Origin of the sequence: Streptomyces rimosus (genome assembly GCF_008704655.1) — a bacterium.
In the GTDB taxonomy this organism is placed as follows: domain Bacteria; phylum Actinomycetota; class Actinomycetes; order Streptomycetales; family Streptomycetaceae; genus Streptomyces; species Streptomyces rimosus.
The window spans coordinates 7698005-7723374 of the sequence record NZ_CP023688.1 but is presented as its reverse complement, the minus strand read 5'-3'; the positions used below and the strand labels follow the sequence as shown (position 1 = coordinate 7723374).

The following is a 25370-nucleotide window of genomic DNA, read 5'->3' as shown; positions in this document are numbered from 1 at the left end:
ACAGGACTGGGCAGTACGGAAGGGCTGCGCCCGCGCAGCACGCCGCGCACGCGCCGGACGGATCGCACGGCGGCGGTCGGCCGGTCTCCGGGCCCGGCGGGCAGGCCGAGACTACCCGCAGAGGTCCGGACCACCGCGCGCGGGCCGCTCCGGATGCGGCCGAAACCGTACGGCCGGTGTCCGGGGGCGGGCCTTCAGTTCCATTCGGGATAGGCGAAGCCGTTGGCGTCGGCCATCCGGCCCGGTACGCCGTCGAGGTCCTCGGGCAGCAGGCTCCATACGATCAGGTCCGTACGGATGTCCGTCCAGCCGCCGTCCTCGGTGCGCGAGCGGGCTATCCAGGCGTTGCGCAGCACGCCCTCGCTGATGCAGCCGACCTTCTGTGCCACCTGCTGGGCGGCGGTGTTGTCGGCGGCGGTGCGCAGTTCCACCCGCTCGAACTTCTGGTCCCTGAAGAGCCACTGGGCGACCGCCAGGACCGATTCGGAGGCGTAGCCCTCGCCGCGGGCCCAGGGCGCGGTGACGTAGGCGATCTCGGTGCTGAGCACCCGCCAGTCGGTGTGGTCGAGCTGGACGGTGCCGACCAGGCGCTGGGTGAGGAACTCGGTGACGGCCAGGGCGATGCCGCGGCCTTCGGTGCGTACCGCGCCGGCCCGGCGGGTGGCCCAGTCGCGGGCGAGGTCGCTGGTGTACGGGTGCGGCAGCGCGGTCCAGGCGGTGGTCAGCTCGTCGTTCATCATCTCCGTGAGCGCGGGCACGTCGGCCTCTTCGAACGGGCGAAGCACCAACCGATCCGTGCTGATGGAGATGTCCGGAAAGGTGGATGTCATGCCGCTGCTCCAACGCCGTTGACCGTGCTGCTCCGAAGTTCGGGCCGGGTTGACCGTCTTTGAGTGCACCAGCATGCAGCATCCGACCGGAGATGTGCCACGCGCGCGGGCCCCGGTGGCGCGGTGCGCGGCCGGGGCCCGTCGTCGAACGGCTCGTACGCCGCTGCGGACGTCAGGTGCGGACGGGGTCAGCTCTTGGGCGTGCCGAAGGCCGGGATGACCGAGCCGTCCTTGTACTTGTCCTCGATGAACTTCTTGACCTCGGGCGAGTTCAGCAACTTCGCCAGCTTCTTGACCCGCGGGTCGTCCTCGTTGCCCTTCTTGACGGCCAGGAAGTTGGCGTACGGGTTGTTCTCCGCCTTCTCCAGGGCCAGCGCGTCGGTGGAGGGCTTGAGCTGGGCGCCGATGGCGAAGTTGCCGTTGATCACGGCGGCGTCCACGTCGGCCAGGCGCGGCGCGATCTGGCCGGCCTCCAGCTCGGTGAGCTTGATGCCCTTGTTGTCCTCGACGTCGGTCAGCTTCGCGTCGGAGCCAACGCCCTTCTTGAGGGTGATGACGCCGTTGTCGGCGAGCAGCTTGAGCGCGCGGCCCTCGTTGGACGGGTCGTTCGGGACGGAGACGGTGTTGCCGGCGGTCAGCTCGGAGAGCTTCTTGACCTTCTTCGAGTACACGCCGAGCGGCTCGATCGCGACGTTGACGACCGGCACGATGTGGGTGCCGTTCTTCTGGTTGTAGGTGTCCAGGAACGGCTTGTGCTGGAAGAAGTTCGCGTCGACCTGGCCGTCCTCGGTGACCTTGTTCGGCAGGTTGTAGTCGTTGAACTCCCGGACCTCCAGCGTCAGGCCCTCCTTCGCCGCGAGCTTGTCCTTGACGAAGTTCAGGATCGCGCCGTGCGGGGTCGGGCTGGCGGCGACGGTCAGCGGTGCGCTGCTGTCCGCCTTCTTGCCGCCGGAGGAGGAGACGTCGGAGGGCGCGCTGCAGGCGCTCGCGCCGAGGGCGACGGCTGCCGCGGCCAGGGCGGCCACGGTGATGTTGCGGGTGGTACGCACGAAGAGTGCCCCTATCTCGTTTCTCGGACGCGCGGGACCGGCGGTCCCGCGCGGGTGCGCCCGGCAAAGGGTCCGGGCTCAAGAGGTCCGGTGCGGACCCGGTCTCAGGCGCCGACGCGCTCCTTGGGGGCGTCGGCGGTGGCGGCCGCGGGCGCTCCGTCGGCGGCGGGGACGGGCGCCTTGCGCAGTCCGACGCGTACGGAGGAGGAGCCGCGGCTGCCGCGGGCGGCCAGGCGGCGCACGATCAGGTCGCCGAGCAGCTGGACGGCGATGACCAGGACGATCAGCAGCACGATGGTGATCACCATCAGGTTGGTCTCGTACTGGAGGTAGCCGTAGGTGTAGGCGAGGTTGCCCAGCCCGCCGCCGCCGACCGCGCCGGCGATGGCGGAGTAGCCGATCAGCGTGATGACGGTGGTGGTGACGGCCGCGACCAGCGCGGGCAGGGCCTGCGGCAGCAGCACCTTGAAGACGATGGTCCAGGTGCCGCCGCCCATCGACTGGACGGCCTCGACCAGGCCGTGGTCGACCTCGCGCAGCGCGGCCTCGACCAGCCGGGCGAAGAACGGGATGGCGGCGATCACCAGGGGCACGACCGCACCGGTGGGGCCGATGGAGACGCCGACGACCAGGCGCGTGAAGGGGATCAGCGCGACCATCAGAATCAGGAAGGGGAAGGACCGGCCGATGTTCACCACCGCGCCGATGATCTTGTTGACCACGACGTTCTGCAGGACGCCGCCGCGGTCGGTCAGGATCAAAAGGACGCCGAGCGGAATGCCGATCAGGACGGCGTAGAACGTCGACCACCACACCATGAAGAGCGTGTCGAGCGTGTTGTTGTACAGCAGCGGCTGCATCTGCGACCAGGTCACTTGGCACCTTCCTTCACCAGCGCGCCGGCGGGCGCCGTCGTCGCGGGGTCGGCCGGGTCGCCGGCCACGTCCACCTGGAGGCCCTGCTCGCGCAGGAAGCCGATGGGCACGACGTTGTCCTCGAAGCGGCCGGGCAGCTCGATGCGCATCCGGCCGATCTGCTTGCCGCCGACGGTGTCCATGGCGGCGCCGAGGATGGAGATGTCCACGTTGTACGTACGGGACAGCTCGGAGATCACCGGGCGGGTGGCGGCCTCGCCGTGGAAGGTGACGTCCACCACCGTGCGGTCCGGGCCCGAGGGCTCGCCGCCGACCGGGAACAGTTCGCGGGCCAGCTCGGAGCCGGGGGTGGCGAGCAGCTCGGCGACGGTGCCCTGCTCGACGACGCGGCCGTTCTTCATCAGCGCGGCCGAGTCGCAGATCGTCTTGACGACGTCCATCTCGTGCGTGATGAGCAGCACGGTCAGGCCGAGCTGGCGGTTGAGGTCGCGCAGCAGCTGGAGGATGGAGCGGGTGGTCTCCGGGTCCAGGGCGCTGGTGGCCTCGTCGGAGAGCAGCACCTTGGGGTCGCCGGCCAGGGCGCGGGCGATGCCGACGCGCTGCTTCTGGCCGCCGGAGAGCTGGGCGGGGTACGCCTTGGCCTTGTCGGCGAGGCCGACCAGGTCGAGCAGTTCCAGGGCCTTGCGGGAGCGCTCGCGGCGGTCGACCTTGAGGATTTCCAGCGGCAGCTCGATGTTGTCCTGGACGGTGCGCGAGGACAGCAGGTTGAAGTGCTGGAAGACCATCCCGATGTGACTGCGGGCGGCGCGCAGCTCGGCGTTGGCGCGCTGTCCCTTTCCGGCCAGCGCGGTCAGCTCCTGTCCGGCGACGGTGACCGTGCCGGAGGTGGGGCGCTCCAGGAGGTTGACGCAGCGGATGAGGGTGGACTTGCCGGCGCCGCTCTGGCCGATGACGCCGTACACCTCGCCCTCGCGGACATGCAGATCGACGCCGTCCAGGGCGGTGACTTCGCGGTCTCCTGAGCGGTAGACCTTGGTCAGGCCCGTTGTGGTGATCACAGGGAATTCCGTCACTGTCGTGTGCCGGGCGGCTCGTCCGCCGGGCACGGGGCATTCATGGCAAAAGTGCGGCAAGGGGGACCCGGAGGGCGTGCTGGCCCGGCTTCGGGTTCCGGTGACGCGGGGCGGCCTGAGGTCGTGGCGTACGGCTGCGTACGGCGGTCACGGCGCAAGGCGGCGGGTCTCGCTTCGGGGCGCGAGGCTCGGCGGGGGCCCTCAGCGGTCACACATTCGACACATGCAACGAGCACCGGGCGTCATGGTCGCCTCGGTCGCAGGGGTGCGGTTGCTCGTCGTGGTCATGTTCGCCAGTAAACCAGACAGGCGTACGGACCGATCAAGCCTGTCCGGATGGCGGACAGGCCCGACCGATGGCTGGACAGCGGGTCAGCCCGCGGTGGTGACCTCCAGGCCGTCCGGCGTGGCCTGCACGGACACCGCCGACAGGTCCTCGACGACCACATCGGCGGCCAGCTCGTCGGCCCGGTGTGTTGTGGTCAACGCCACGGTGGTCATCCCGGCGGCGCGGCCGGACGCGAGCCCGGCGGGGGCGTCCTCGAAGACCACGCAGCGGGCCGGGTCCACGCCCAGCCGCCGGGCGGCCAGCAGGAACGGCTCCGGGTCGGGCTTGCCGCGGGTGATGTCGTCGGCGGCTATCAGCGTCTTCGGGTGGATACCGGCCTCGGCGAGCCGGGCCTCGGCCAGGCGGGCGGTGGCGGAGGTGACCACGGCCCAGCGCTCCGGCGGCAGCCCGGCCAGCAGCGCATGGGTGCCGGGCAGCGGATGCGTGCCGCCCGGCACGTCCTCGTACTCCAGCTGCTCGATCCGGGCCAGCGCCTCCGGCACACGGGCGGCCGGCAGCAGATCGCCGATGATCTCGGCGGCGGGGCGTCCGTGCAGCTCGACCCGGGCGAAGTCGTCCGCCGCGATGCCGTACTCCTCGGCCCACCTCGCCCAGCACCGGTGGACCGAGTCCAGGGAGGAGACGAGCGTCCCGTCGTTGTCGAAAAGCAGCGCGGCTGCGGAGATCTTCATGCTGCGCCAGCGTACGTGACACGGGGTGACCGGCCGCCCCGACCATCGGTGACCGGGGGCGACCGGCGGGGCCGCGCGCCCGGGGCGGCGGCGCGCCGATTAAAGTCGCCTCATGCCCTATATCTCCACCTCGCGCACCCGCGCCGCGCGGAGGTCCCGGTGATCGACGCGCTGACGGTCGCGATCGGCGTGACCGCCCTCGCCCTGGCCGCCTGGTGCGGCTTCGCCGCGTACCGCGACGAGCCGACGAAGGACTGGCACTTCATCGGCATGGCCGTGGTCGCGCTGCTCGCCGTGGTGCAACTGGTCGTGGGCCTGGTGCAGTTGGGCCGCGGCGAGACGGCACGGGACGGTACGGCGATCTTCGTCGCCTATCTGATCGGCGCCGCCGCCTGCGTACCGGCCACCGGGTTCCTGTCGCTCTCGGAGCGCACCCGCTGGGGCTCGGCGACGGTGGCGGCGGGCGCGGTGGTCCTGGCCGTACTGGAAGTGCGGCTGTTCGACATCTGGGGAGGCGGCCATGCCTGAGACATCCGCGGGGTCCCGGACCCCCGAGGCCGCGGCGGGCGGCGCGCGGCGTTCCCTGGGCACCGGCCCGGGCCGGCTGCTGGTGGCGCTGTACGGCGTGTTCACCGTCGCCGCCGCGTCGCGCGCGGCCTACCAGCTGAACGCGCAGTTCGACCGGGCACCGCTGGCGTACATCCTGTCCGCGGTCTCCGCGGTGGTCTACGCCTTCATCCTGTTCTCGCTGGTGCGCGGCGGCGAGGGGGCCCGCAGGGCCGCGGTCGTGTGCTGCGCGCTGGAGCTGATCGGTGTGCTCGGCGTCGGTACGTGGACGCTGGTGGACCGCTCGGCCTTCCCGGACGCCACCGTCTGGTCCGACTTCGGGATGGGCTACCTCTTCATCCCGGTCTTCCTGCCGGTGACCGGACTGCTGTGGCTGCGGCGGGCCCGCCGGGCGTGACGCGTCCCCCGGCGGGCCCCCGCTGCGCGGTTCGGGCCGGTCAGGCGCTCGCCACGTAGCTCTGCGGCGCGCCGTCCGCCGCGGCCGCCTCCTTCTCCAGCGTGATCACGCTGAGCCGGGAGCTGACCTGTTCGGTGCCGACGGACGCGTAGCCGTGGCTGCGGTACAGGCGCAGATTGCCCTCGCTGCGGTGGCCGGTGAGGAGCCGGTAGCGCTTGGCGGAGCGTTCGGCGGTCAGCCGCTCCTCGACGGCGGCCAGCAGCCGTCCGCCGAGGCCGTGGTGCTGCATGCGCGGGTGGACGATGAGCTTGCCGATGGCGGCCGTGCCGTCCGCGTCGACCGTGCCGCGTACCGCCCCGACGACCTCCGTGCCGAGCCGGGCCACCACCGCGCAGGCGTCGCCCAGTTCGGCACGCAGGTCATCCAGGGTCTGGGTGAGCGGTTCGATCGAGTAGTCGTCGTACAGCGCGGCCTCCGGCTGGTAGCAGAGGTACTGGAGTTTGAGGATCTGCTCGGCGTCCTGGTCGGTCGCCGCCGAGATGGTCACGCTCATGCCCATGCGCGTATGCCTCCCCTTATTCGGTTCGGTCGGCCGGGCGTGCAGAGGGTGTGAGGGTGCGCCCGGACCGGTTGCCCTGACTGGCGGAGCCGTGTGGTGCACGCCGCCGCCGTGGCGTGACCGATGCTGCCCCTCCCGGACTCCCCGGTTTCGGGCAGCGGCAATCTCCGCCATGAGCATTCTGCGCAGGCATTCCTGACAACGGGAACGGACCGGCCCCAAGCTCCTCTGTGACATTCCCAACTCAGATGAGAAGTCCCGGTGGTGGGGCCGGCCCGGTCCGGCCGGTGGTGCGCGGCGCCTCGGGGCGGGGCGCCGTCAGTGCCTGCGGAACTCCGCGGCGGCCAGCAGCGCCGTGTCGCAGTTGTCGGAGAACAGGCCGTCGATGCCGGTGGCCAGGCACTTCTTGAAGTAGCCCAGCGCGTCGCCGTACGCGTTCGGGTCGGTGCCGCGGCGGAAGTCCGCGGGCAGGAAGGTGTTCTCGTTGCGCCCGGTGTACGGGTGCAGGACCAGCCCGGCGGCGTGCGCGTCCCGGACGACGGAGGTGGGCTTGCCCAGCTTGTCGTCCTTGGTGCGCGGGAGGATGACGGTCAGGTCCGGGCCGATGCCCTCGGCGAAGCCGGCGATCCACTTCAGGCCCGCGGGCTTGACCAGGTCGGCGGTGGTACGCGGGTCACCGGCCACCTCGAAGTCCCAGGGGCGGTCCTTGAGGGTGCCCAGCAGGACGACCTTCGGGCAGTCCACGAGCTTGCCGAGCCGCTGGATGCTGCTGGGCTCGAAGGACTGCAGGAAGTTCGGCGAGTTCTTCCGGTGCCGTCCGTACGTGCGCAGCAGCCGGGCGAGACGTTCCTCCAGCCCGAGGCCCAGCTTGCGGAAGTAGGTGGGGTGCTTGGTCTCGATGTGCAGCCAGATGCGGCGGCCCCGCTTGCGGCCCTCGCGGTCGGCCCACTTCAGGACCTCCTCGAAGGTCGGAACGTCCCACACGCCGTCATAAAGGGTGTTGTGCTGCCGGGTGCCCGGAATGCGCTCCTTGGCCCGCAGGGTCTTCAGCTCGGCGAGCGTGAAGTCCTCGGTGAACCAGCCGGTGAGCTTGACCCCGTCGACCGTCTTCGTCGTCCTGCGGTCCGCGAACTCCGGGTGCGCCGAGACGTCCGTGGTGGCCGTGATGTCGTTCTCGTGCCGGCAGACGAGGTGGCCGTCCTTGGTGGGCACCACGTCCTGCTCGATGACGTCCGCGCCCATGTCCAGCGCGAGCTGGTAGGAGCCGAAGGTGTGCTCGGGGCGGTAGCCGCTGGCGCCGCGGTGGCCCACGATCAGCGGTACGGGCAGCTCGCCGTGCGCGCCGTGGCCGCGCCCCCGGGAGCTCGCGGCACTCGCCGTACCGGTTCCGCCCCAGACCGCCGCGCCCGCGCCGAGGGCCGCCGCACCCAGTACCGTCCGGCGTCCCGGCAGCTGCCGTTCCTGCATGTTCGCGCTCCTTGCTCCAGGGCACCGGTGAGGGTGTCCGGCACCTGTCAATGGGTCGGGGCGATCCTAGGCACGTACACCTTTCGAAGGGGAGACGTGGTCCGAAACGCCCGGAAAACACGCGTCAACTCTGCGTATCGGTCCCATGAACCCGATGTGCGATCGAGCGCGGCCGACGAGTATCGTCCAGGGCTGCATACCCGTGCACGCCCGCGGCGACCGCCGCACACCACCCACGACCGGAGGGCCCGTTGTCCCGCATTCTGCTGAAGGCGTTTCTCGGATTCGTCATGCGTGTCCTGTTCCGCCCGAAGGTCGAGGGCGCGGAGCGCATTCCCGGCAGCGGACCGGTGATCCTGGCCGGCAACCACGTCACGTTCATCGACTCGCTGTTCCTGACCCTCATCGTCAAGCGGCCGGTGTTCTTCATCGGCAAGGACGAGTACGTCAAGGGCAAGGGCCTCAAGGGCCGCCTGATGGCCTGGTTCTTCACCACCGCCGGCATGATCCCGGTGGACCGGGACGGCGGGCACGGCGGCGTCGCGGCGCTGATGACCGGCCGCCGGGTGCTGGAAGAGGGCCACGCGTTCGGCATCTACCCCGAAGGCACCCGCTCCCCCGACGGCCGGCTGTACCGCGGCCGTACGGGCATCGCCCGCCTCGCGCTGATGACCGGCGCGCCCGTCGTGCCGTTCGCGATGATCGGCACCGACAAGGTGCAGCCCGGCGGCAAGGGCCGTCCGCATCTGGCGCCGGTGACCTGCCGCTTCGGTGAGCCGCTGGACTTCTCGCGCTACGAGGGCATGGACCGCGACCGCTATGTGCTGCGCGCCGTCACCGACGAGGTGATGAGCGACGTGATGCGGCTGTCCGGCCAGGAGTACGTGGACATGTACGCCACCAAGGCCCGCGCGGCCTGATCCCCCGCACTCACGACGCGCCGGTCCCCGTCCGAACTCCGGGCGGGGACCGGCGCGTTGGCGTATCGGAAGGCCGTACGGCTCAGCAGGGCACGCGGAACCCTTCCGCCGTGGGCCGGTTGGCGGCCAGCGCCGCGGCCTCGGCGCGGGGCAGCACCACTCCGGCCGCGCTCCGCAGCCGCTCCGGTGCGTGGATCTCACCGATACGCGCACCCGTGACGCCGCCGTTCTTGACCGTCACCCGGTTCAGCGGCGCGGGCTCGATCCGCCCTCTCTCCTTGACGTACGCGACGAAGCTCTCGAAGTCGCGGTTGTGCCGGAAGGGCTGGGCGAAGCCGGTGAAGGCGGGATATCCGTCCTGGTTGAGCAGCGTGTACGAGGGTGCCGCGATCCGGTACGAGCGGGAGACGTCCAGCGGCCTGCCGTCGATGAGCACATCGGCCGGATCCACCCGGTTGCCCGCCGGACCGGTCGCGTCGAAGCTGTAGCGGACGTTGGCGGAGACCGCCAGCGGCGCGTACTTCAGACCGCCGCCGACCGGTACGGTCCACTGCTGCTCCAGCGCGTCGTGGATCTGCTGCCCGGTGACGGTCGCGGTGACGATCGGGTCGCCGAAGCCGACCGCGTTCCACGCCTTGCCGAACGCCACCGTGCCGTCCGTCGCCGCGTCGTACACCAGGTCCCCGGCGATGATGGCCTGCCCGAGGCGCGGTGCGATGGCGATGACGGCCAGGTCGGCGGGGGTGGGCGGATCGAGGTTCGCGTCGTTCATCGGACCCTGCGGCTGCCGCCCGGCCCACAGCGCCCAGTCGGCCACCAGGTCGCCCATGGTGGACTCGCCGGCCTCGTTGCGGGTCCGGGTGAAGGAGGCGGTCTGCTTGCCGAGGGGCACCGCGGCGCGCCGGGTCCCGTACCCCGCCCAGTACTTGACGACCTCGGCCAGCTCCGGATGCGGGGCCACGTCGCGGGTGTTGGGGTGGTTGGTGGACGTGGTTAGCTCGCGGATCACCTTGCCGGTGGCCGGGTCCAGCCGGAGGTTGATCTCGTTGATGATCTGGCCGTGGCAGCCGGCCTCGACGAACGGGCGGCGCACCCCGTTGGGGTCCGGGACCATCATGTTGAAGGCAGTGTGCCAGTGGCCGCAGACGATGGCGTCGATGTCCGGCGAGCAGCGCAGCGCCAGTTCGTAGGCGGGCCCCGAGGGGTTGGTGCCGCTGTTGAAGTCGCCGCCGGCCACCGCGCCGTCGTGCATGCTCAGCACGATCGCGTTGACGCCGCGGGCCTTGAGTTCGGCGGCGCAGCGGTCGGCGGTGGCCAGCTGGTCCAGGCTGCGCAGCCCCGGCTGGTAGGAGGCGGGCATCAACTCGCTGCCGAGGACGGTCAGATGGATGAAGCCGACCGGCAGGCGGCGGCCGCGCCCGGCGTCCACCCACTCGATGTTGTACGGCGGCAGCACCGTGCGCCCGTCCTTGGCCCACACCATGTTGGCGCTGTAGTAGGCGAAGTTGGCGCCGTGGAAGCGCTGTCCGGCGGAGTCGACGAACGAGTTGTCCCAGTCGACCGTCGGGTACGAGATGCCGTCCACCATGTGCTGCGAGAGGAAGGCGGGCGACTTGTCGAACTCGTGGTTGCCGGCCGACGCGAAGTTCATGCCCATCCGGTTCAGGGCCTCGATGGTCGGCTCGTCGGCGAGCGACTCGGCCGGGAACTCCCAGCCGGAGAAGAGGTCGCCGGGAGCGAAGAACAGCGAGTTGGCACGGCCCGCCCGCAGCCGTTCGAGGTGCGCGGCCATGTAGGCCACGCCGCCCACGGTGTACTTCTTGCCGCCGGCGCCGGTAATCACCGCGTTGCTGGCCGGCGCCGCCTGGAGGTAACCGTGGAGATCGGTGATGTTGAGCAGTTGCACGTCCACGTACTCGTCGGCGGTACGCGCGTCGCGCGCGTGGCCGGAAGCGAAGGCGTGGGTGCCGACCGCGGTGACGGTGGCGAGGGCCCCCGCCGCGGTGAAGAACATGCGTCTGCCGAGCTCTGCCAAGGTCGTCACCCTTCTGAGAGTGCCCGAGTGCGGGGGAACGACTGGAGAGTCAAACGAGCCATGGGAGCCTCCCGGCCCACACGAGGCAACCGGCACGTGAACGGGCGGGGGACAACGGCCGCCCCCGCCCGCTTCTCCAGGTCATTCGCGGTCAGCTCCGCACTGCCTCCTGCTCCGGCTCCGCCTCGGCGGGGCTGTCCGCCAGCCGCTGGCCGCGCAGCAGGAACCACGCGGCGCAGGCGGCGGCGAGCAGCACCGCGGCACCCACCCCGGCGGCCGTGTCCAGGCCGTCGACGAACGCGTGCTGGGCGGCCGTGAGCAGGCTCGATCCGGTGTCGGCCGGGAGGGTGCCGGACGCCTCGACGGCCCCGCCCAGGGACTCCCGCGCCGCGTCGGCGGACGCCTCGGGCACCCCCGCGGGGGTCGTGAAGTCCCGGTAGATGCCGGTGACGATGGAGCCGAGCAGCGCGATGCCGAGGGCGGCGCCCAGTTCGTACGCCGTCTCCGAGACCGCGGAAGCGGCGCCCGCCTGCTCCTTGGGCACGCTGGAGAGGATCACGTCGGCGGTGACGGTGAACGCGAAGCCCGCGCCGATGCCGACGACGAACAGGATCGTGCCGAGCGTGAAGGTGCTGGTGTCCTGGCCCAGGCCGATGCACCCGGCCAGGGCCAGCCCGACCACCCCCAGGCCGCCGGCGACGACGAGCCGTACGGACAGCCGCCGGGCGACGTACCCCGCCGCGAGGCCCGCGCCCACCGCGCCGATCGCCGCCGGCAGTTCCACCAGGCCCGCGTTGAGGGGCGAGCGCAGCTGCACCATCTGGAGGAACTGCGAGAGGAAGAAGACCAGTCCGGACAGGCCCAGGATGGTCAGCAGGTCGGCCAGTACGGCGCCGGAGAAGCCGCGGTTCTTGAAGAGCCGCATGTCCAGCAGCGGTGAGGCGAGCGTCTGCTGGCGGCGTACGAAGGTGACGAGCGCGAGCGCCCCGAGGACGGCGGCCGCCGCGATGTCCCAGCGTATGCCGTGCACCGCCGCTTCCTTGATCGCGTACACGATCGCCACCATGCCCACCAGCGACAGCCCCACACTGATCAGGTCCCACGGGCCCGGGTTCGGGTTACGGGACTCCGGCAGCACCTTGGCGCCGACGAGCACCAGCAGCGCCATCACCGGCAGGTTGATCAGGAAGACCGAGCCCCACCAGAAGTGGCCGAGCAGGAAACCGCCGAGGACCGGGCCGACGGCGGCGCCCGCCGAGGCCATCGCGCCCCAGATGCCGATGGCGAGACTGCGCTCCCTGGGATCGTGGAAGAGGTTGCGGATCAAGGCGAGGGTGGAGGGCATCAGCGTCGCGCCCGCCACGCCCAGCAGGGCGCGCGCCACGATCATCATGGCCGGGCTGCCGGCGTACGCGGCGAGCACCGACATGGCGCCGAACACGACCGAGCCGGTCAGCAGCAGCTTCTTGCGCCCGATGCGGTCGCCGAGGCTGCCCATGGAGACCAGCAGACCGGCGATGACGAACGAGTAGACGTCGCCGATCCACAGCAGCTGCGTGCCGGAGGGACGCAGGTCCTCGCTGAGGAAGGGGGTGGCCAGGCCCAGAACGGTGGCGTCCACGCCGACCAGCAGGACGGCGAGGACCAGGACGGCGAGCGCGAGCCAGCGTCCGGGGCGCGGCTGGTGCTCCGCGGTGGCGCCGGTGTGCTCCGCGGTCTCGTTGGCGGGCTTGCTCATTTCTCCATGCTCCGTCGGATGCCGCCGAGCAGCAGCTCGGCGATCGAATGGGTGAGGTCCTTGGACGCCACGCGCCCCTCGTGCACGGCCCACGCGCCGGCGCCGATCAGTCCGTACAGCGCCTCGGTGAGCCAGACGGGCGTGAGGTCGATACGGAAGGCGCCTTCCTCCTGGCCGCGCCGGAACAGCGCGTGGATTCGGGCGTCGAGCCGGTCCCAGCCCTCGTTGACCTCCTCGCCCTCGAAGAGCTGGTTCTCGGTGTAGAGGAAGGCGAGGAAGCCGGCGACCGGCTCGGACTCGGCGATCAGCCGGCGCAGCGCCGTGACCGCGTCGTCCTCGTCGAGCCGGGCCGCGTCCAGCGCCTCGGTGAACTGCCGGATGCCCAGTTCCTCCAGCGCTTTGATCAGGGCGTCGCGGCCCGCGAAGTGCCGGTGCAGGGTCGCCCGGCTGATCCCCGCGGCCCGCGCGATCTCATCCATCCCGGCGGTCGCCTTACGGGTGAGCAGGCCGGCGGCCTCTCTGAGTACGTGTTCTCGGTCTACGGCCATGAGACACAGGATAACCGAATGAGACATCAACGTCTCATTAGCGTCATGCGAGTCTCACGCACGAGGAGGGCCCGCACACGCAAAAACAGCCCCGGGCCCCTCGCCTACCGCGAGGGGGCCGGGGCTCGAAGGGCTCCGATCAGCTCTTGGCGTCCGCCCACGCCCGCTGCGTCGCCAGGTCCGTCTTGACCTCGGCCAGCTGGACGGCGACGGCGGACGGGGCCGTGCCGCCCCGGCCACTGCGCGAGGCGAGCGCGCCCGGCACGTTCAGCACCGTACGCACCTCCGGCGTCAGATGCGGCGAGATCGCGGCGAACTGCTCATCGCTCAGCTCGTCCAGCTCGATGCCGTGCCGCTCGCACTCCTTGACGCACTCCCCCGCGACCTCGTGCGCGACCCGGAACGGCACACCCTGCCGTACGAGCCACTCGGCGATGTCCGTGGCCAGCGAGAAACCGGCCGGGGCCAGCTCTTCCATCCGCTCCCGGTTGACGGTCAGCGTGGCCATCATCCCGGTGAACGCCGGCAGCAGGATCTCCAGCTGGTCGCAGGAGTCGAAGACCGGCTCCTTGTCCTCCTGGAGGTCCCGGTTGTACGCGAGCGGCAGCGCCTTGAGCGTCGCCAGCAGGCCGGTCAGGTTGCCGATCAGCCGGCCGGACTTGCCGCGCGCCAGCTCCGCGATGTCCGGGTTCTTCTTCTGCGGCATGATCGAGGAGCCGGTGGAGAAGGCGTCGTGCAGCGTCACGAAGGAGAACTCCTTCGTGTTCCAGATGATGACCTCCTCGGCGATCCGGGACAGGTCCACGCCGATCATCGCCGTGATGAAGGCGAACTCGGCGACGAAGTCCCGCGACGCCGTCCCGTCGATGGAGTTGGCCGCGCTGCCGCCCTCGAACCCGAGGTCGGCGGCGACCGCCTCCGGGTCCAGGCCCAGCGAGGACCCGGCCAGCGCCCCCGACCCGTACGGCGAGACGGCCGTCCGCGCATCCCACTGCCGCAGCCGCTCCGCGTTCCGCGACAGCGCCTGGACGTGCGCGAGGACGTGGTGCGCGAACAGCACCGGCTGTGCGTGCTGGAGGTGCGTACGGCCCGGCATCGCGACGTCCGGGTGCGCCTCGGCGAGGCCGACCAGCGCCTCCTGGAGATCCGTGATCAGCCCGCCGATGATCCGGGCGTGGTCGCGCAGATACATCCGGAAGAGCGTGGCGACCTGGTCGTTACGGGACCGCCCGGCCCGCAGCTTGCCCCCGAGGTCCGGGCCGAGCCGCTCCAGCAGGCCCCGCTCCAGCGCGGTGTGCACATCCTCGTCGGCGATGGTCCCGGTGAAGCTGCCGTCGGCCACATCGGCCTCCAGCCGGTCCAGCCCCGCGAGCATCCGCGTCAGCTCGTCCTCGGTGAGCAGCCCCGCCTTCTTCAGGACGCGGGCGTGCGCACGGGAACCGGCGATGTCGTACGGCGCCAGCCGCCAGTCGAAGTGCACGGACGCGGACAGCTTCGCCAGGGCCTCGGCGGGCCCGTCGGCGAACCGCCCGCCCCAGAGCCGGACGTCACCGCTGTTGCTGCTCACTTGCTAGCTCCTCGTGGATGGTGAGGTGAGATGTACGGTCCGGCCCCGGGCGGCCGGACGGACCGGCCCCGGGGACGGAGTGCCGGAGGGGCTCGGCCCTACGCCAGGTCCCGCTTCGCGGCGATCTTCGAGGACATCCCGAAGATCTCGATGAAGCCCTTGGAGAGCGACTGGTCGAAGGTGTCGCCCGTGTCGTAGGTCGCCAGGTTGAAGTCGTACAGCGACTGCCCGGACCGCCGCCCGGTGACCACCGCGCGCCCGCCGTGCAGCGTCATCCGGATGTCACCGGACACCGCCCGGTTCGCCTCCTCGATGAACCCGTCCAGCGCCCGCTTCAGCGGCGAGAACCACAGACCGTCGTAGACCAGCTCGCCCCACCGCTGCTCGACCTGCCGCTTGTAGCGGGCCAGCTCGCGCTCGACGGTGACGTTCTCCAGCTCCTGGTGGGCGGTGATCAGCGCGATGGCGCCGGGCGCCTCGTAGATCTCGCGGGACTTGATGCCGACCAGCCGGTCCTCGACCATGTCGATCCGCCCGACGCCCTGCGCGCCGGCCCGCTCGTTGAGCTGCTGGACGGCCTGGAGCACGGAGACGGCCTTGCCGTCGACGGCGACCGGCACGCCCGCCTCGAACGTGATCACGACCTCGTCGGCCTCGCGCGGCACCGCCGGATCGGCCGTGTAGTCGTACACGTCCTCGATCGGCGCGTTCCAGATGTCCTCCAGGAAGCCGGTCTCCACGGCCCGCCCGAAGACGTTCTGGTCGATCGAGTACGGCGACTTCTTGGAGGTCGCGATCGGCAGGTTCTTGCTCTCACAGAACGCGATCGCCTTGTCCCGGGTCATCGCATAGTCCCGGACCGGGGCGATGCACTTCAGATCAGGCGCCAGCGAGGAGATCCCGGCCTCGAACCGCACCTGGTCGTTGCCCTTGCCGGTGCAGCCGTGCGCGACGGTGGTGGCGCCGTGCTTACGGGCGGCGGCGACCAGGTGCTTGACGATGGTGGGCCGCGACAGCGCGGAGACCAGCGGGTACCGGTCCATGTACAGGGCGTTCGCCTTGATCGCCGGCAGGCAGTACTCATCGGCGAACTCGTCCTTGGCGTCCGCGACCTCGGCCTCGACCGCACCGCAGGCGAGCGCGCGCTTGCGGATGACGTCCAGGTCCTCACCGCCCTGGCCGACATCCACAGCCACGGCGATGACCTCGGCGCCCGTCTCCTCGGCGATCCAGCCGATGGCGACGGAGGTGTCCAGACCGCCCGAGTAGGCGAGTACGACGCGCTCGGTCACGGGATTCTCCTTACGGCGGTGCATTCACTGATAGGCATAACTATGCACTCGGCCGCATGATTCGTCAACGCAGTTCACCCGAACGCCACCCCTGGCTCCGCCCTCGGTCCCCCTACTCCCCCTCCAGCACCTCCGCCAACACCGCCAGATGGCTCTCCTCCACACTCTTGGTCGCGGTCAGCAAGGTCAGCGGCCCGGCCGCCGCATACTCCCGCAGCCGCCCCAGCGCCTCCCGGGCCGGCGACCCGGCCAGCTCGTGCCGGTACCGCCGCGCGAATTCCGCGTACCGCTCGGACCGGTGCCCGTACCAGGTACGCAGCTCCTTGGAAGGCGCCACGTCCTTGCACCACTCGTCCAGGTGAGCCGCCTCCTTCGCCACCCCCCGCGGCCACAGCCGGTCGACGAGCACCCGCGCACCGTCCGCCGCCTCCGGCTCCTCGTACACCCGGCGCTGCCGGATCCCTCCGCGCTGACCACCCATACCGCCATGCAACCACGCACACCCCACCCCGGCGCGGACCCGCCCCATCCCCCCGCGAGCAGCCGAATCGACCCCGCTTTTGGATTCCGGGCCCCGAACAGGGTATTTTTCTTCTGCACGCCGCGACCGGGGAACCCCGGCCGAAGCGAGCACCGGGACGTGGCGCAGCTTGGTAGCGCACTTGACTGGGGGTCAAGGGGTCGCAGGTTCAAATCCTGTCGTCCCGACGGTGCAGAAACGCCCGTTGACCTGGACGTAAGTCCAGGTCAACGGGCGTTTTGGTATGGTCAGCGGGCGATGTGCAGATGTCGGGACTTGATCTCGCTGGGAGCCGCCTGGGGGCTGACCACGCTTCAGCTCGCTACCAGCTGGACACTCAGGGCTACTACGGTCGACTAGAGATCACCTCGTTGCGCTCGTGTTCACAAGAGGCGGTCATGTCGAAGATGCGGTCCGCGACCGTGAGGTGTCCGGCGGTGAGCGGCACAGGGCCGATGCGGCGAAGGTGCAGGGCGGGGGGCAACAACGGGGCAAGTCCATCGACGGGATTCGTCAGCGTCGAATCGCCATCGCCCCGGAGAAGCTCGGATCCACCGAGCACGGGGCGAAGCCACTCACTCTGCACCGGAAAGATCAACAAGGCTTCGACGGCCTTGCCGAAGAGCTCGGTCGGTAACCCAGTGCCATCCGGCCCCGGATCGGCAAAGCCGGGTACTGGAGCAGTTACGACGTGACCAGGACAGGCGTCACTCCGATCACTCACCCGAAGGCTGCTTCCTCAAGCCATCCGCGCGATCCCGTGCCGACCGGGGACTTGCCGGGATCCGCCACGCAATGTATGCAGCCTCACACTCTCAGCTCACCGCGCCGAACCTGCATGTACCGAACCGGCTGCGGCCCGCAAGAACATGCAACCCAACGAGATTGGGGGTGTCAAGGAGGCGCGGTCCAGAACCCGTCGTTCCGACCCGATGGAGTCGCAGTTCAGGGCCGTTTCAAAGCACATCTGGCATGGCTTTGATCATTTCCGGGGCACTGCACGCCAGTGCACTGACTGCACGCCGCAGCTCACCTGCGAAGCGGCTCCCTGGGCGAGTGCCACTACGCGCTCGGAGAGAAACGTGGTGGTCATACGGACGACGACGGTGTTGAGGGCGGTGCCCGACGCCCACCGCATCGGCGAGTTTCTGGACCACGCTGAGGACCAGGGAGCTTCGGCTCACACGTCGATAAAAGATCCTCGACCTGCTGGATCAGCTACCACCCCTGTAGGCCCACGGGCAGCCAAGGCGATCAGCGCCACCGATGGGGCGGGGAGAGCCCCAGTGCCACCCGACACTGAACTGCTCCAGTCGTGTGCCGGGCCCTGAACCCGCTGCACACAATTATCGATTCCCAACGGGGCCCAGCGCATGGGAAATGCGGATGCTTCGACTGTGCGCCGCCGTGCGCCCCGGATTGCGTTCGCCGCATCGACGGACCGGCCAGAAACGCACACCATTCCGTCGGTTGAATGCTCTGCTGTGCACATGAGTCATGACTCGCACTCGGATGATCGCGCGCCGTTTCTCGACACCCTGCCGGATGAGGCCCGCGCAGCCTTCGCACAGTTGGGCAGTCGGCGCCGCTACATCGCGGGGAACGTACTGATCGGTGAGGGCGACCGCGTGCATGAGCTGTTGGTGCTTCATCAGGGAGTCGTCAAAGTCACCGCCCGCCTGGACGGCGACTACGAATCCCTGGTGGACATCGCAATGGCTGGAGACGTCGTAGGTGAAATGGCAGCCATGGGACTCGGGGCAAGAACGGCCACGGTGACCACCTGCGGAGAAGTCGTTGCGACTGTTGTCCCAGAGCACGAGCTCAAACCCTTTCTCGTCGCCAATCCCGAAGTCTGGGCAGCGCTCGACACAGTGCTCTGTGGCCGACTGTACAGAGCGGTCCGTCGGCGCTTGGAGTACCGCGAGTATCCGGTCGTGGTCCGGCTGGCTCGCGTGCTCGTGGAACTCGTTGCCCTATACAGGAGGAAGGGATGGAAAGGAGAGATCATCGACGTAAACCTCTCCCAGTCCGAGTTCGCCGCACTGACGGGCTGTACTACGGAAACTGTGCGCAAGGCGCTCGCCCAACTGCGCGAGAGAGGCTATATCAGCACTGGATCATGCAGAACCGAAGTTTTGCATTTGGACGGGCTGCGAAGAGTCGCCCGGTTGAGTTATGCCGGTCACCCCCAGCCACTGCTACAGAGTGGCATAAATACCGGTTCCTAGCAGGATTCTCTCTCTGACTGCACAGTTGGCATGCACCGCACTCAACAAGCATCGAAAGGTGACGTGTTGTTGTGAACGAGATCTCCTGCCAGCCGCAGGACGTCATCCCGCGCCGGCGGCTGTGCCTGGCGGCGGACATGGAGCAGTACAGCCGCCTCGACACCCGATCCCAGTCGGCCGTCCAGGCCGACCTGGTCCGACTGCTGGACGAGGCAGCGACGATGACCGGACTGGACCGGTCCGCCTGGGCTCGCCAGCCACAAGGCGACCAGGAGTTTGCCGTTCTCCCTGTGGCCACGCCCGATGCCATCGTGCTGGGGCCCTTCGTCCATCACCTGGTCACCCGCCTCAGCGCCCTCAACGCCCGTCTGGATGCCCCGCGCGTCAGGCTGCGGCTGGCCGTCGACACTGGCGTCGCCGTGGACGCCGCTCTCGGCCAGGCCGGACCCGCGCCAGTTGCCGTGGCACGCTACGTGAACGCGCCCCAACTAAGGGCTGCACTTGCCGCTCTCACTTCGGCAGATCTCGCCGTCATCGTGTCAGACCGGCTGTACCAGGATGTCGTGCGGTTCGGGCGACCCGACCTGGATCCGACGCAATACGTCCAGGCTCACGTGCGGGTCAAGGAGTTCGGCGGCTACGGTTGGATCCGTGTGCCGGGCCACGGACCGGATGAGGTGCGGCTGTCTGTGGACGGCACCAGCGGCCCGCAGCCGGCATCGGGTCCCCTCGCCCCGAGCCCGGCAACCGACGTCGCCCTCTCCCAGTACGTTCACCAAGGCGTCGCTGTGGGCCGAGACGTCTCCGGCGGCATCACTGTCGGACTGCCCGTGAACCTTCCGCCCGCCAGCTCTGGCCATGACCGGTGACAGCCTTCGGCGAGGACGGCACGCAGTGGGCGGATTACGGGGTGAACGTCGGCGGCAACGTGCACGGCACCATCAACATCTATACGGCGTCCCCTACAGGCGCAACGGCCAGGCCCCAAGCCGAGCGGGTGCGCCGGGTCTCGGCGACGCGTCACGCATCCGTGCGATCAGCGCTGGCCGCTCTGAAAGGCACCTGCCAGCGGGCAATAGCAGCGCTGAGGGCAGCTGGCCTGCCAAGGGCCGGGCAGGAGGAGTGATGGCATCGACCGAGTATGGGGGCGTCTTCGCCCTGATCGAGAAGAACCTCATCGGAGCGCAGGACGACGTGCGACCTTTTCTCGTCGTGCGTATCGGCGACCGGTCTGTCCGCCTGTCACCCCAAGCGGCCAGGGAGGCGCTGTACAGGCCCGGCCACGACGAAGCCCTGCGAACGGTGCTCTGGCGACAGGCGATCATCGAAGCTCGGCGGGAGCCGAGAGGCGGCAACGGACCGGGGCGCTTGCTGCTCGTCTGGTTGGCGATACCTGGCGTGTACCGGAACCTGTACCGGATTGTGCACCGGTTGCGAGTCGAGCGGATCGACCTTGAGTCGGAGGCTGCTCTGGCCGTGCTCGCCGCCCTCGAAGTGGTGGATCCCGACACCCCGGACCCGGGCGGCCCCCTGGTCAAGGAGGCAGTGAACCGGATGTGGGCCTATGCGAACCGCGTCGTGCGGGAAATTCCCCACGTGGACATCGCTGCCTTCGCCGAAGCTCGCAATGCCACGTCGCTTCCGGAGCAACAACCGTGTCCGGCCGATGGGTGGGAACTGCACCTCACGCCACCGCCCCGTCGCGACGAGCTGGCCGCGACACTTCGCTTCGCCGAGTCCCGCACCCGGCAGGAAGGGGAACGTCTAGGAGCGCTCGCGCACCGCCTGGGCTTGCCCGACTTGGTGTACAGGGCCCGCCGTCACGAGGAGGCAGACCTCATCGGCACGCTGGTGCTGCGCCCCGCGGGAGCCCGGCAGTGAGCGCGAGGTCCGGCCCGCCCTTGGGCTTCGCGGAAGCTTTCGACCTGCCCTTGAGCGTCGACCTGCGCACGGCTGCCCGCGCCTTCGGCGTCTGTCCCGATACGGCGTACAAACTGATCCGCCTCGGTCGCTTCCCTTGTCCCGTACTGCGCGTCGGCAGGCGCTACCGCATCCCCACCGCGTACATGCTCAGGGCCCTCGGTATCGAAGAAAGGCCCGTATACGCGGTCGATCTCGAAGCCGGGGCCGCGCATGCGGCCCAGCACCACCGCATCTCCCATCACGAAACGGAGGCCCCCGAGTGACCGCGATGCTGCCCCGCGTGCAGGAACCCAACCAAAGCTTGACATGCTTCGTCATCGGCCCCATCGGTGATTCGTACGCCACGAACGGAACCGCCGAGCGAGAGGCGTACGAACACCACCTCCGGATCTTTGAGCAGGTGATCGCTCCAGCTTGCCAAAAGTACGGCGTCGTCGCTGAACGCTCGGATTGCATTCCGCACGCTGGCGACATCAACGAGCAGATTTGCCGCCACGTCATCCAGTCCGACTTGGTAATCGCGGATGTCAGTGGTGGCAACCCCAACGTGATGTACGAACTGGGGCTCCGCCACATCACGGGAAAACCGACGGTCCACATCGGAGAGCACGGGCAACTGCCTTTCGACATCGCGTCGATCAGGACCATCCGATACCACGCCTCCCGCAGTGGCCTGGCCGATGCGCGCAGGGACATCGAAAACGCCCTGGAAGTCGGGCTTCGTGACGGGTTCGAGCCTCTTACTCCCGCTCGAGTTCTACGCGGGATCGAGGCAGTGGACGGAGCACCGTCCTCGTCCGAAGACTGCGGGAAGGAAGACGAAGACTCCCCCGGCCTGCTGGACGAGTTCGCTGCGATCGAGGACGGCCTAGGCGAGATGACGGCCGACATGGAAGCGATCAGCAAGACGATCGAGACCATCGGGGCACTCACTGAGCAGTCCAACACTGAACTGGTCGGCCTCACCCAAGCAAACGCTCCGGCGAGCACTCGTCTCGCGGCCGTTGCACGGTACGCTCAGTCGATCAGCGTCCCGGCCGAGGAGTTGAACAGTACCGCGCAGGCATTCGCGGGAAAAATGTCTCCATTGGACAGCGGGGTACGGGCAGCTCTAGGGCTCGTCGAGGCGACCCCTCCCGGCGAGCGCGACGAGGAAGCGGCGGAGTTTCTGGTTCAGCTCATCGACCTGGCCGCGTCCGCCGAAGAGAGCATGGCGCACCTCAGTGGCTTCGGTACAGCAGCAGATGGTCTGGTTGGGGTGAGCCGCTACCTCCGCAGGCCGGTCAGGAACATCACTGCCGCGGTCAAACAAGTAGCTTCCGTCATGACGTGCGTCGAAGACTGGGCTACCAAGGCCCGTGCCCTGACCCTCACTACTGAGTAACGTCCCTTCTCTGCAGAGCCCGGGCCGTTTTGGTCCGGGCCTCTGACTTGGCCAAACCGCACGTAGGTCAGCCCGGCCGCATTGTGACCTTTGCCATCCACGAACTGCTGGTGACGGCGACTTACCTTGAGCAAATGCGGGCGGTCAGTCGTGCTGCCGCAGCGCCTCCACCAGCCTGTGGCCCTCCTTCGCTCCGGAGCGGATCATGGCGGCGGCCGTGGTGTGCAGTTCGTTCCAGGAGTGTGGGCGGCCGATCGTGGCGGCGTCGGGGACCAGTGGGAGGGAGACGGACAGCGCTTCGGCGGGCTCGCCGGACTGCGCGTACGCGTGGGCCAGGCAGCATCCGTACCAGGTGCGGTCGCGCCGGTAGGAGTCCGACAGTCCGGCCAGCCCGGTCCGCAGATGATCGGCGGCGCCGGTCCAGTCGCGCAGATGCATGGCGATCATGCCCCGCTGGAGCGTGAACCACGTGTCGCCGTAGAAGTACATCCACGCGGGCTCGTCCTCCGGGCGCTCGGACGCCCGGTCGATGAGCCTCCGCGCCTCGTCGAGCAGGCGGTGGGCGTCGTCGCCGGCGCCGTTGAGTGCGTGGCCGCGCGCGGCCATCTGCGCCGCCATCCCCCGTACGCCGGGGGACGCGTCCGGTGCCGACCGGCGGGCCGCCTCCGCGAGGCGTACGGCGCGGTCGCCCCGGCCGCCGGACCACGCCATGTGCGCCTTCATGCTCAGCGTCGTGGCGGCCATGTCCGCGTCGCCGGCCTCCAGCGCCCAGTCGTGGCTGCGGTCGTACCAGGTGAGAGCGGCGGCGGTCTGCCCCTGGTCCTGCGCCATCCACGCGAGGAACTGGGCGTGCTCGGAGGCGAGCCGGATCACCCGGTCCGCGAGCGGGCCCCTGGCGCCCGCGAACAGGCCGACGACGGAAGCGAGTTGCTGCCGCATCAGGCCCACCAGCGGACGGGACCCGATCAGGTCCTCGGCGGACCGGTGCTCGGCGAGCAGTCTGTCCAGCCGGTCCAGCGTGGGGGCATCCACCTTGTGAGTGGCGTCGGCCGCGCCGGTGATGCGGGCCAGCAGGTCGTCGTCCGGCCCCGGACCGGGCAGCGCGAGCCCCGCGACGGGCCGGCGTTCCGGGCCCGTGACATGAGGCGGCGCCCCCAGTCCGGTGAGAATGCGCTGCCGCACCTCACTCGACGTCACCCGGCGGCGCCCGCGCTCGATGTCCGACACGTCCGGCTGTACCAGGCCGACGAGTTCGCTGGCCTTGGTCTGCGAGAGCCCGGAGAGCTTGCGGTAGGTGCGCAGGACGCCGCCCCAGTCCTCGGCAGCGAGCGCCGCACGCAGCTCCGGGTGGGACCAGAGGCCGAGACCGGGTGCCGTCATAGGGCGAATATAGGGCGGCCCATAGGGAGGTGGGATGGGGTCGGTACGCGCTCGTCCCGATGATCGGTGCGTAGGGCCCCGGGGCTGCACGGACGCCCCGGGGACGCGACCGACCTGAAAGGGCGAATCGGCATGGTGCACGTTGCCGAAAACCTGCCTCGCGCACCCGAAAGCGCAGCCGCCGCCAGACATCTGGTGAGCGAAGCCCTCTCCGCCTGGGGACTGGCGGAACTGGCCGAGGACGGCGCGCTGATCGTTTCCGAGCTGGTGACCAACGCCGTTCAGCATGCGCGCAGCCGTTCCGTCCGGGTCACGATCACCCGGCTGGAGCCGGCCCGGGTGCGTATCGGAGTCGTGGACAAGTCGGGGAAGGTGCCGTGGCTGCAAGAGCCGGGCGGGGCGGACGAGGGCGGGCGCGGCCTGGTGCTGGTGGCCGGGCTGGCGTGGGAATGGGGCAGCGATCCGTTGCCGTGGGGCAAGCGGGTGTGGGCGGAACTGCACGGAGGCGGGCGGGGGATGCGCGGCGAGCGGAATCCCTGGGTGGGTGACCTGGTTCGGGACGGCGAGACCGGACGGCGGGGCATCGTCACCGACGTTCTCGGTGGCGCCGAGTGGGTGCTTCGGTCGGAGTCGGGACCGGGGCAGCGGAATGCGCGGAGGCCCGAGCGCCTGACCGTGGTCACGCCGCGCGCGTCCGTACGGGACCGCTCGTAGAGGCGCAGGCGGGCCTCATCCCGCCCTCACACCACTCTCCTCCCACTCCGAACCACCGCCACCACCTCTCTCACCACCCCCACATCCGCCAGCGGATCCCCGCCCACCGCGATCAGGTCCGCGTCGTACCCGGCCGCGATCCGCCCCTTCCGCCCACCCACCCCGCACACCACCGCCGCCGTCGATGTCGCCGCCCGCAGGGCCTGTGCCGGGGTGAAGCCGAAGTCGGTCATGGCGGTGATGCCGTACGGGTAGCTGCCGTGGGCCTTGATCGGGAAGATTCCCGAGTCGCTGCCCAGGGCCATGGTCACGCCCGCCTCGCGCAGGGTGGCCAGGCCGGCGACGAGAGCGGGGATGCGGCGGGCGATGTGGGGCGGGGGCGGTGGGCCGCCGGGGAGGGCGCCGAGGGTGAGGGAGGCGGTGACGCCGCGGCGGACCATCTCCTCGATCACCCGGCGGTCGAAGTCGACGCCGGATTCCGTGAGGAAGAAGCAGTGCTCGATGGTGTCGAAGCCGGTCGTCACGGCCTCGCGGATGCCGGTGACGGCGTGGGCGTGAGCGGTCACCGGGAGGCCGTGGCGGTGGGCTTCGTCCACGATGGCGCGCAGTTCGTCGCGGTCGTACTGGACGCTGTACGGGTCCGAGCCGGGCGTGAGGTCGCCGCCGGTCACCATGACCTTGACGACGTCCGCGCCGCGCTCGGCCCGTTCCCGTACGGCCGCGCGGACGCCCGCCACGCCTTCCGCCTGGCCGCCGAGGAACCAGCAGTGGCCGCGGGACGTGGTGAGCGGCGGGCCGGAGGCGATGATGTGCGGGCCGGCGGCCGGGTCCTGTGCGGTCTCCGCGCGCAGGCGCAGGGTCAGGTATCCGCGGTCGCCGAGGTCCCGTACGGTCGTCACCCCGGCGGCCAGCGAGGCCCGCGCCGCGGCCCGGACGCGCTCCAGGAGGGTGGCGTCGTCGGCCTCCGTGAGCCGGCCGATCACGTCGTCGCTCGCGTCGAACGCCAGGTGGGTGTGGGTGTCGATGAAGCCGGGGAGGAGGGTGGCGGTGCCGAGGTCGAGGACCTCGGTGCCGATCAGGGGCACTCCGCCGGGGCTGACCGCCGCGATCCGGCCATTTTCGATCAGTACGGTGGGCCGTTCGACCAGTCCCGGTCCCACCCCGTCGAACAGCGCTCGTGCGCGTACTGCCAGCATCGGGCCTCCCGCATCGGTTCCCGTGCCGCCCGGCCGCCGTGGCCGGTGGGGCGGCGTCCAGTACACCGGACACCGTCCCGGTACA

General features: G+C 69.9%; 25 protein-coding genes and 1 tRNA gene. 10 read left to right on the top strand and 16 right to left on the bottom strand.

The genetic code is table 11. From position 1 onward, the window contains the following. Positions 1–194: 194 nt before the first annotated feature. From CP984_RS33790 to CP984_RS33770, 5 genes are all read right to left on the bottom strand, one after another. The gene (locus CP984_RS33790; protein ID WP_003982539.1) at positions 195–830 is read right to left on the bottom strand and encodes a GNAT family N-acetyltransferase; all 636 of its coding nucleotides are present in this window, start codon (positions 828–830) and stop codon (positions 195–197) included. A 188-nt stretch (positions 831–1018) separates the two neighbouring features. Continuing rightward, a complete protein-coding gene (locus CP984_RS33785; RefSeq protein ID WP_003982540.1) occupies positions 1019–1879 on the bottom strand; it encodes a MetQ/NlpA family ABC transporter substrate-binding protein in 861 nt (286 codons plus the stop codon). A gap of 104 nt (positions 1880–1983) precedes the next feature. Beyond that, entirely contained in the window at positions 1984–2754 is a 771-nt protein-coding gene (locus tag CP984_RS33780) for a methionine ABC transporter permease (protein ID WP_003982541.1), read from the bottom strand. Further along, entirely contained in the window at positions 2751–3812 is a 1062-nt protein-coding gene (locus tag CP984_RS33775) for a methionine ABC transporter ATP-binding protein (protein WP_003982542.1), read from the bottom strand. The genes CP984_RS33780 and CP984_RS33775 overlap by 4 nt, the downstream gene beginning before the upstream one ends. Positions 3813–4199: 387 nt before the next feature. Further along, positions 4200–4847 carry an HAD family hydrolase gene (locus tag CP984_RS33770; protein WP_003982543.1) on the bottom strand — a complete coding sequence of 216 codons (648 nt, stop codon included), beginning with the start codon at positions 4845–4847 and terminating at the stop codon, positions 4200–4202. A gap of 159 nt (positions 4848–5006) precedes the next feature. Here CP984_RS33770 and CP984_RS33765 point away from each other — a divergent pair, with 159 nt between their 5' ends. Both CP984_RS33765 and CP984_RS33760 read left to right on the top strand, forming a co-directional pair. Continuing rightward, positions 5007–5375, top strand: coding sequence for a hypothetical protein (locus CP984_RS33765; protein ID WP_003982544.1), 369 nt, complete (start codon positions 5007–5009; stop codon positions 5373–5375). Continuing rightward, complete coding sequence (locus tag CP984_RS33760; protein ID WP_003982545.1) at positions 5368–5811, top strand: hypothetical protein; 444 nt, start codon at positions 5368–5370, stop codon at positions 5809–5811. The genes CP984_RS33765 and CP984_RS33760 overlap by 8 nt, the downstream gene beginning before the upstream one ends. A gap of 40 nt (positions 5812–5851) precedes the next feature. Here the strand turns inward: CP984_RS33760 and CP984_RS33755 are convergent, their stop codons facing one another. Together CP984_RS33755 and CP984_RS33750 are read right to left on the bottom strand one after the other, a co-directional pair. Then, positions 5852–6370, bottom strand: a complete 519-nt coding sequence (locus CP984_RS33755) for a GNAT family N-acetyltransferase (RefSeq protein WP_003982546.1) — start codon at positions 6368–6370, stop codon at positions 5852–5854. A 318-nt stretch (positions 6371–6688) separates the two neighbouring features. Beyond that, positions 6689–7837: a glycerophosphodiester phosphodiesterase gene (locus CP984_RS33750; RefSeq protein ID WP_003982547.1), complete on the bottom strand. Its 1149-nt coding sequence runs from the start codon at positions 7835–7837 to the stop codon at positions 6689–6691. 251 nt (positions 7838–8088) lie between these two features. Here CP984_RS33750 and CP984_RS33745 point away from each other — a divergent pair, with 251 nt between their 5' ends. Continuing rightward, complete coding sequence (locus CP984_RS33745) at positions 8089–8757, top strand: lysophospholipid acyltransferase family protein (protein WP_003982548.1); 669 nt, start codon at positions 8089–8091, stop codon at positions 8755–8757. A gap of 82 nt (positions 8758–8839) precedes the next feature. On the opposite strand, the gene CP984_RS33740 is transcribed toward CP984_RS33745, so the two are convergent. From CP984_RS33740 to CP984_RS33715, 6 genes are all read right to left on the bottom strand, one after another. Then, a complete protein-coding gene (locus tag CP984_RS33740; RefSeq protein WP_003982549.1) occupies positions 8840–10771 on the bottom strand; it encodes a bifunctional metallophosphatase/5'-nucleotidase in 1932 nt (643 codons plus the stop codon). A gap of 172 nt (positions 10772–10943) precedes the next feature. Next, entirely contained in the window at positions 10944–12530 is a 1587-nt protein-coding gene (locus CP984_RS33735; RefSeq protein WP_003982550.1) for an MFS transporter, read from the bottom strand. Beyond that, entirely contained in the window at positions 12527–13078 is a 552-nt protein-coding gene (locus tag CP984_RS33730) for a TetR/AcrR family transcriptional regulator (RefSeq protein WP_003982551.1), read from the bottom strand. Before CP984_RS33730 ends, CP984_RS33735 begins: the two co-directional genes overlap by 4 nt. Before the next feature lie 139 nt (positions 13079–13217). Further along, entirely contained in the window at positions 13218–14645 is a 1428-nt protein-coding gene (gene argH, locus CP984_RS33725) for an argininosuccinate lyase (RefSeq protein ID WP_003982552.1), read from the bottom strand. A 98-nt stretch (positions 14646–14743) separates the two neighbouring features. Next, positions 14744–15937 carry an argininosuccinate synthase gene (locus CP984_RS33720; RefSeq protein ID WP_003982553.1) on the bottom strand — a complete coding sequence of 398 codons (1194 nt, stop codon included), beginning with the start codon at positions 15935–15937 and terminating at the stop codon, positions 14744–14746. Positions 15938–16049: 112 nt separating this feature from the next. After that, the gene (locus tag CP984_RS33715; RefSeq protein WP_030178094.1) at positions 16050–16418 is read right to left on the bottom strand and encodes a DUF488 domain-containing protein; all 369 of its coding nucleotides are present in this window, start codon (positions 16416–16418) and stop codon (positions 16050–16052) included. A 153-nt stretch (positions 16419–16571) separates the two neighbouring features. On the opposite strand from CP984_RS33715, the gene CP984_RS33710 reads away from it, so the two are divergent. Next, a tRNA-Pro gene (locus CP984_RS33710) sits at positions 16572–16645 on the top strand. A 158-nt stretch (positions 16646–16803) separates the two neighbouring features. Here the strand turns inward: CP984_RS33710 and CP984_RS42300 are convergent. Then, positions 16804–17181 (bottom strand): hypothetical protein, encoded by a 378-nt coding sequence (locus CP984_RS42300; protein ID WP_139679704.1) that lies wholly within the window; start codon positions 17179–17181, stop codon positions 16804–16806. 766 nt (positions 17182–17947) lie between these two features. Here CP984_RS42300 and CP984_RS33705 point away from each other — a divergent pair. From CP984_RS33705 to CP984_RS33685, 5 genes are all read left to right on the top strand, one after another. Beyond that, positions 17948–18688, top strand: coding sequence for a Crp/Fnr family transcriptional regulator (locus CP984_RS33705; RefSeq protein ID WP_043978085.1), 741 nt, complete (start codon positions 17948–17950; stop codon positions 18686–18688). A gap of 71 nt (positions 18689–18759) precedes the next feature. Then, on the top strand, positions 18760–19557 hold the full coding sequence (locus tag CP984_RS33700; protein WP_003982556.1) for a hypothetical protein: 798 nt from the start codon (positions 18760–18762) through the stop codon (positions 19555–19557). Between the two features lie 256 nt (positions 19558–19813). Further along, positions 19814–20569: a hypothetical protein gene (locus CP984_RS33695; protein ID WP_003982557.1), complete on the top strand. Its 756-nt coding sequence runs from the start codon at positions 19814–19816 to the stop codon at positions 20567–20569. Continuing rightward, complete coding sequence (locus CP984_RS33690; protein WP_003982558.1) at positions 20566–20874, top strand: helix-turn-helix domain-containing protein; 309 nt, start codon at positions 20566–20568, stop codon at positions 20872–20874. The genes CP984_RS33695 and CP984_RS33690 overlap by 4 nt, the downstream gene beginning before the upstream one ends. A 5-nt stretch (positions 20875–20879) precedes the next feature. Then, entirely contained in the window at positions 20880–21995 is a 1116-nt protein-coding gene (locus CP984_RS33685; protein ID WP_202480844.1) for a hypothetical protein, read from the top strand. 144 nt (positions 21996–22139) lie between these two features. On the opposite strand, the gene CP984_RS33680 is transcribed toward CP984_RS33685, so the two are convergent. After that, positions 22140–23375, bottom strand: coding sequence for a helix-turn-helix domain-containing protein (locus CP984_RS33680; RefSeq protein ID WP_003982560.1), 1236 nt, complete (start codon positions 23373–23375; stop codon positions 22140–22142). A 132-nt stretch (positions 23376–23507) separates the two neighbouring features. On the opposite strand from CP984_RS33680, the gene CP984_RS42860 reads away from it, so the two are divergent. Then, complete coding sequence (locus CP984_RS42860; RefSeq protein ID WP_043978052.1) at positions 23508–24089, top strand: ATP-binding protein; 582 nt, start codon at positions 23508–23510, stop codon at positions 24087–24089. A 26-nt stretch (positions 24090–24115) separates the two neighbouring features. Here CP984_RS42860 and CP984_RS33670 read toward each other — a convergent pair whose 3' ends face one another. Then, a complete protein-coding gene (locus tag CP984_RS33670; RefSeq protein ID WP_003982562.1) occupies positions 24116–25285 on the bottom strand; it encodes a metal-dependent hydrolase family protein in 1170 nt (389 codons plus the stop codon). Between the last annotated feature and the right edge of the window lie 85 nt (positions 25286–25370).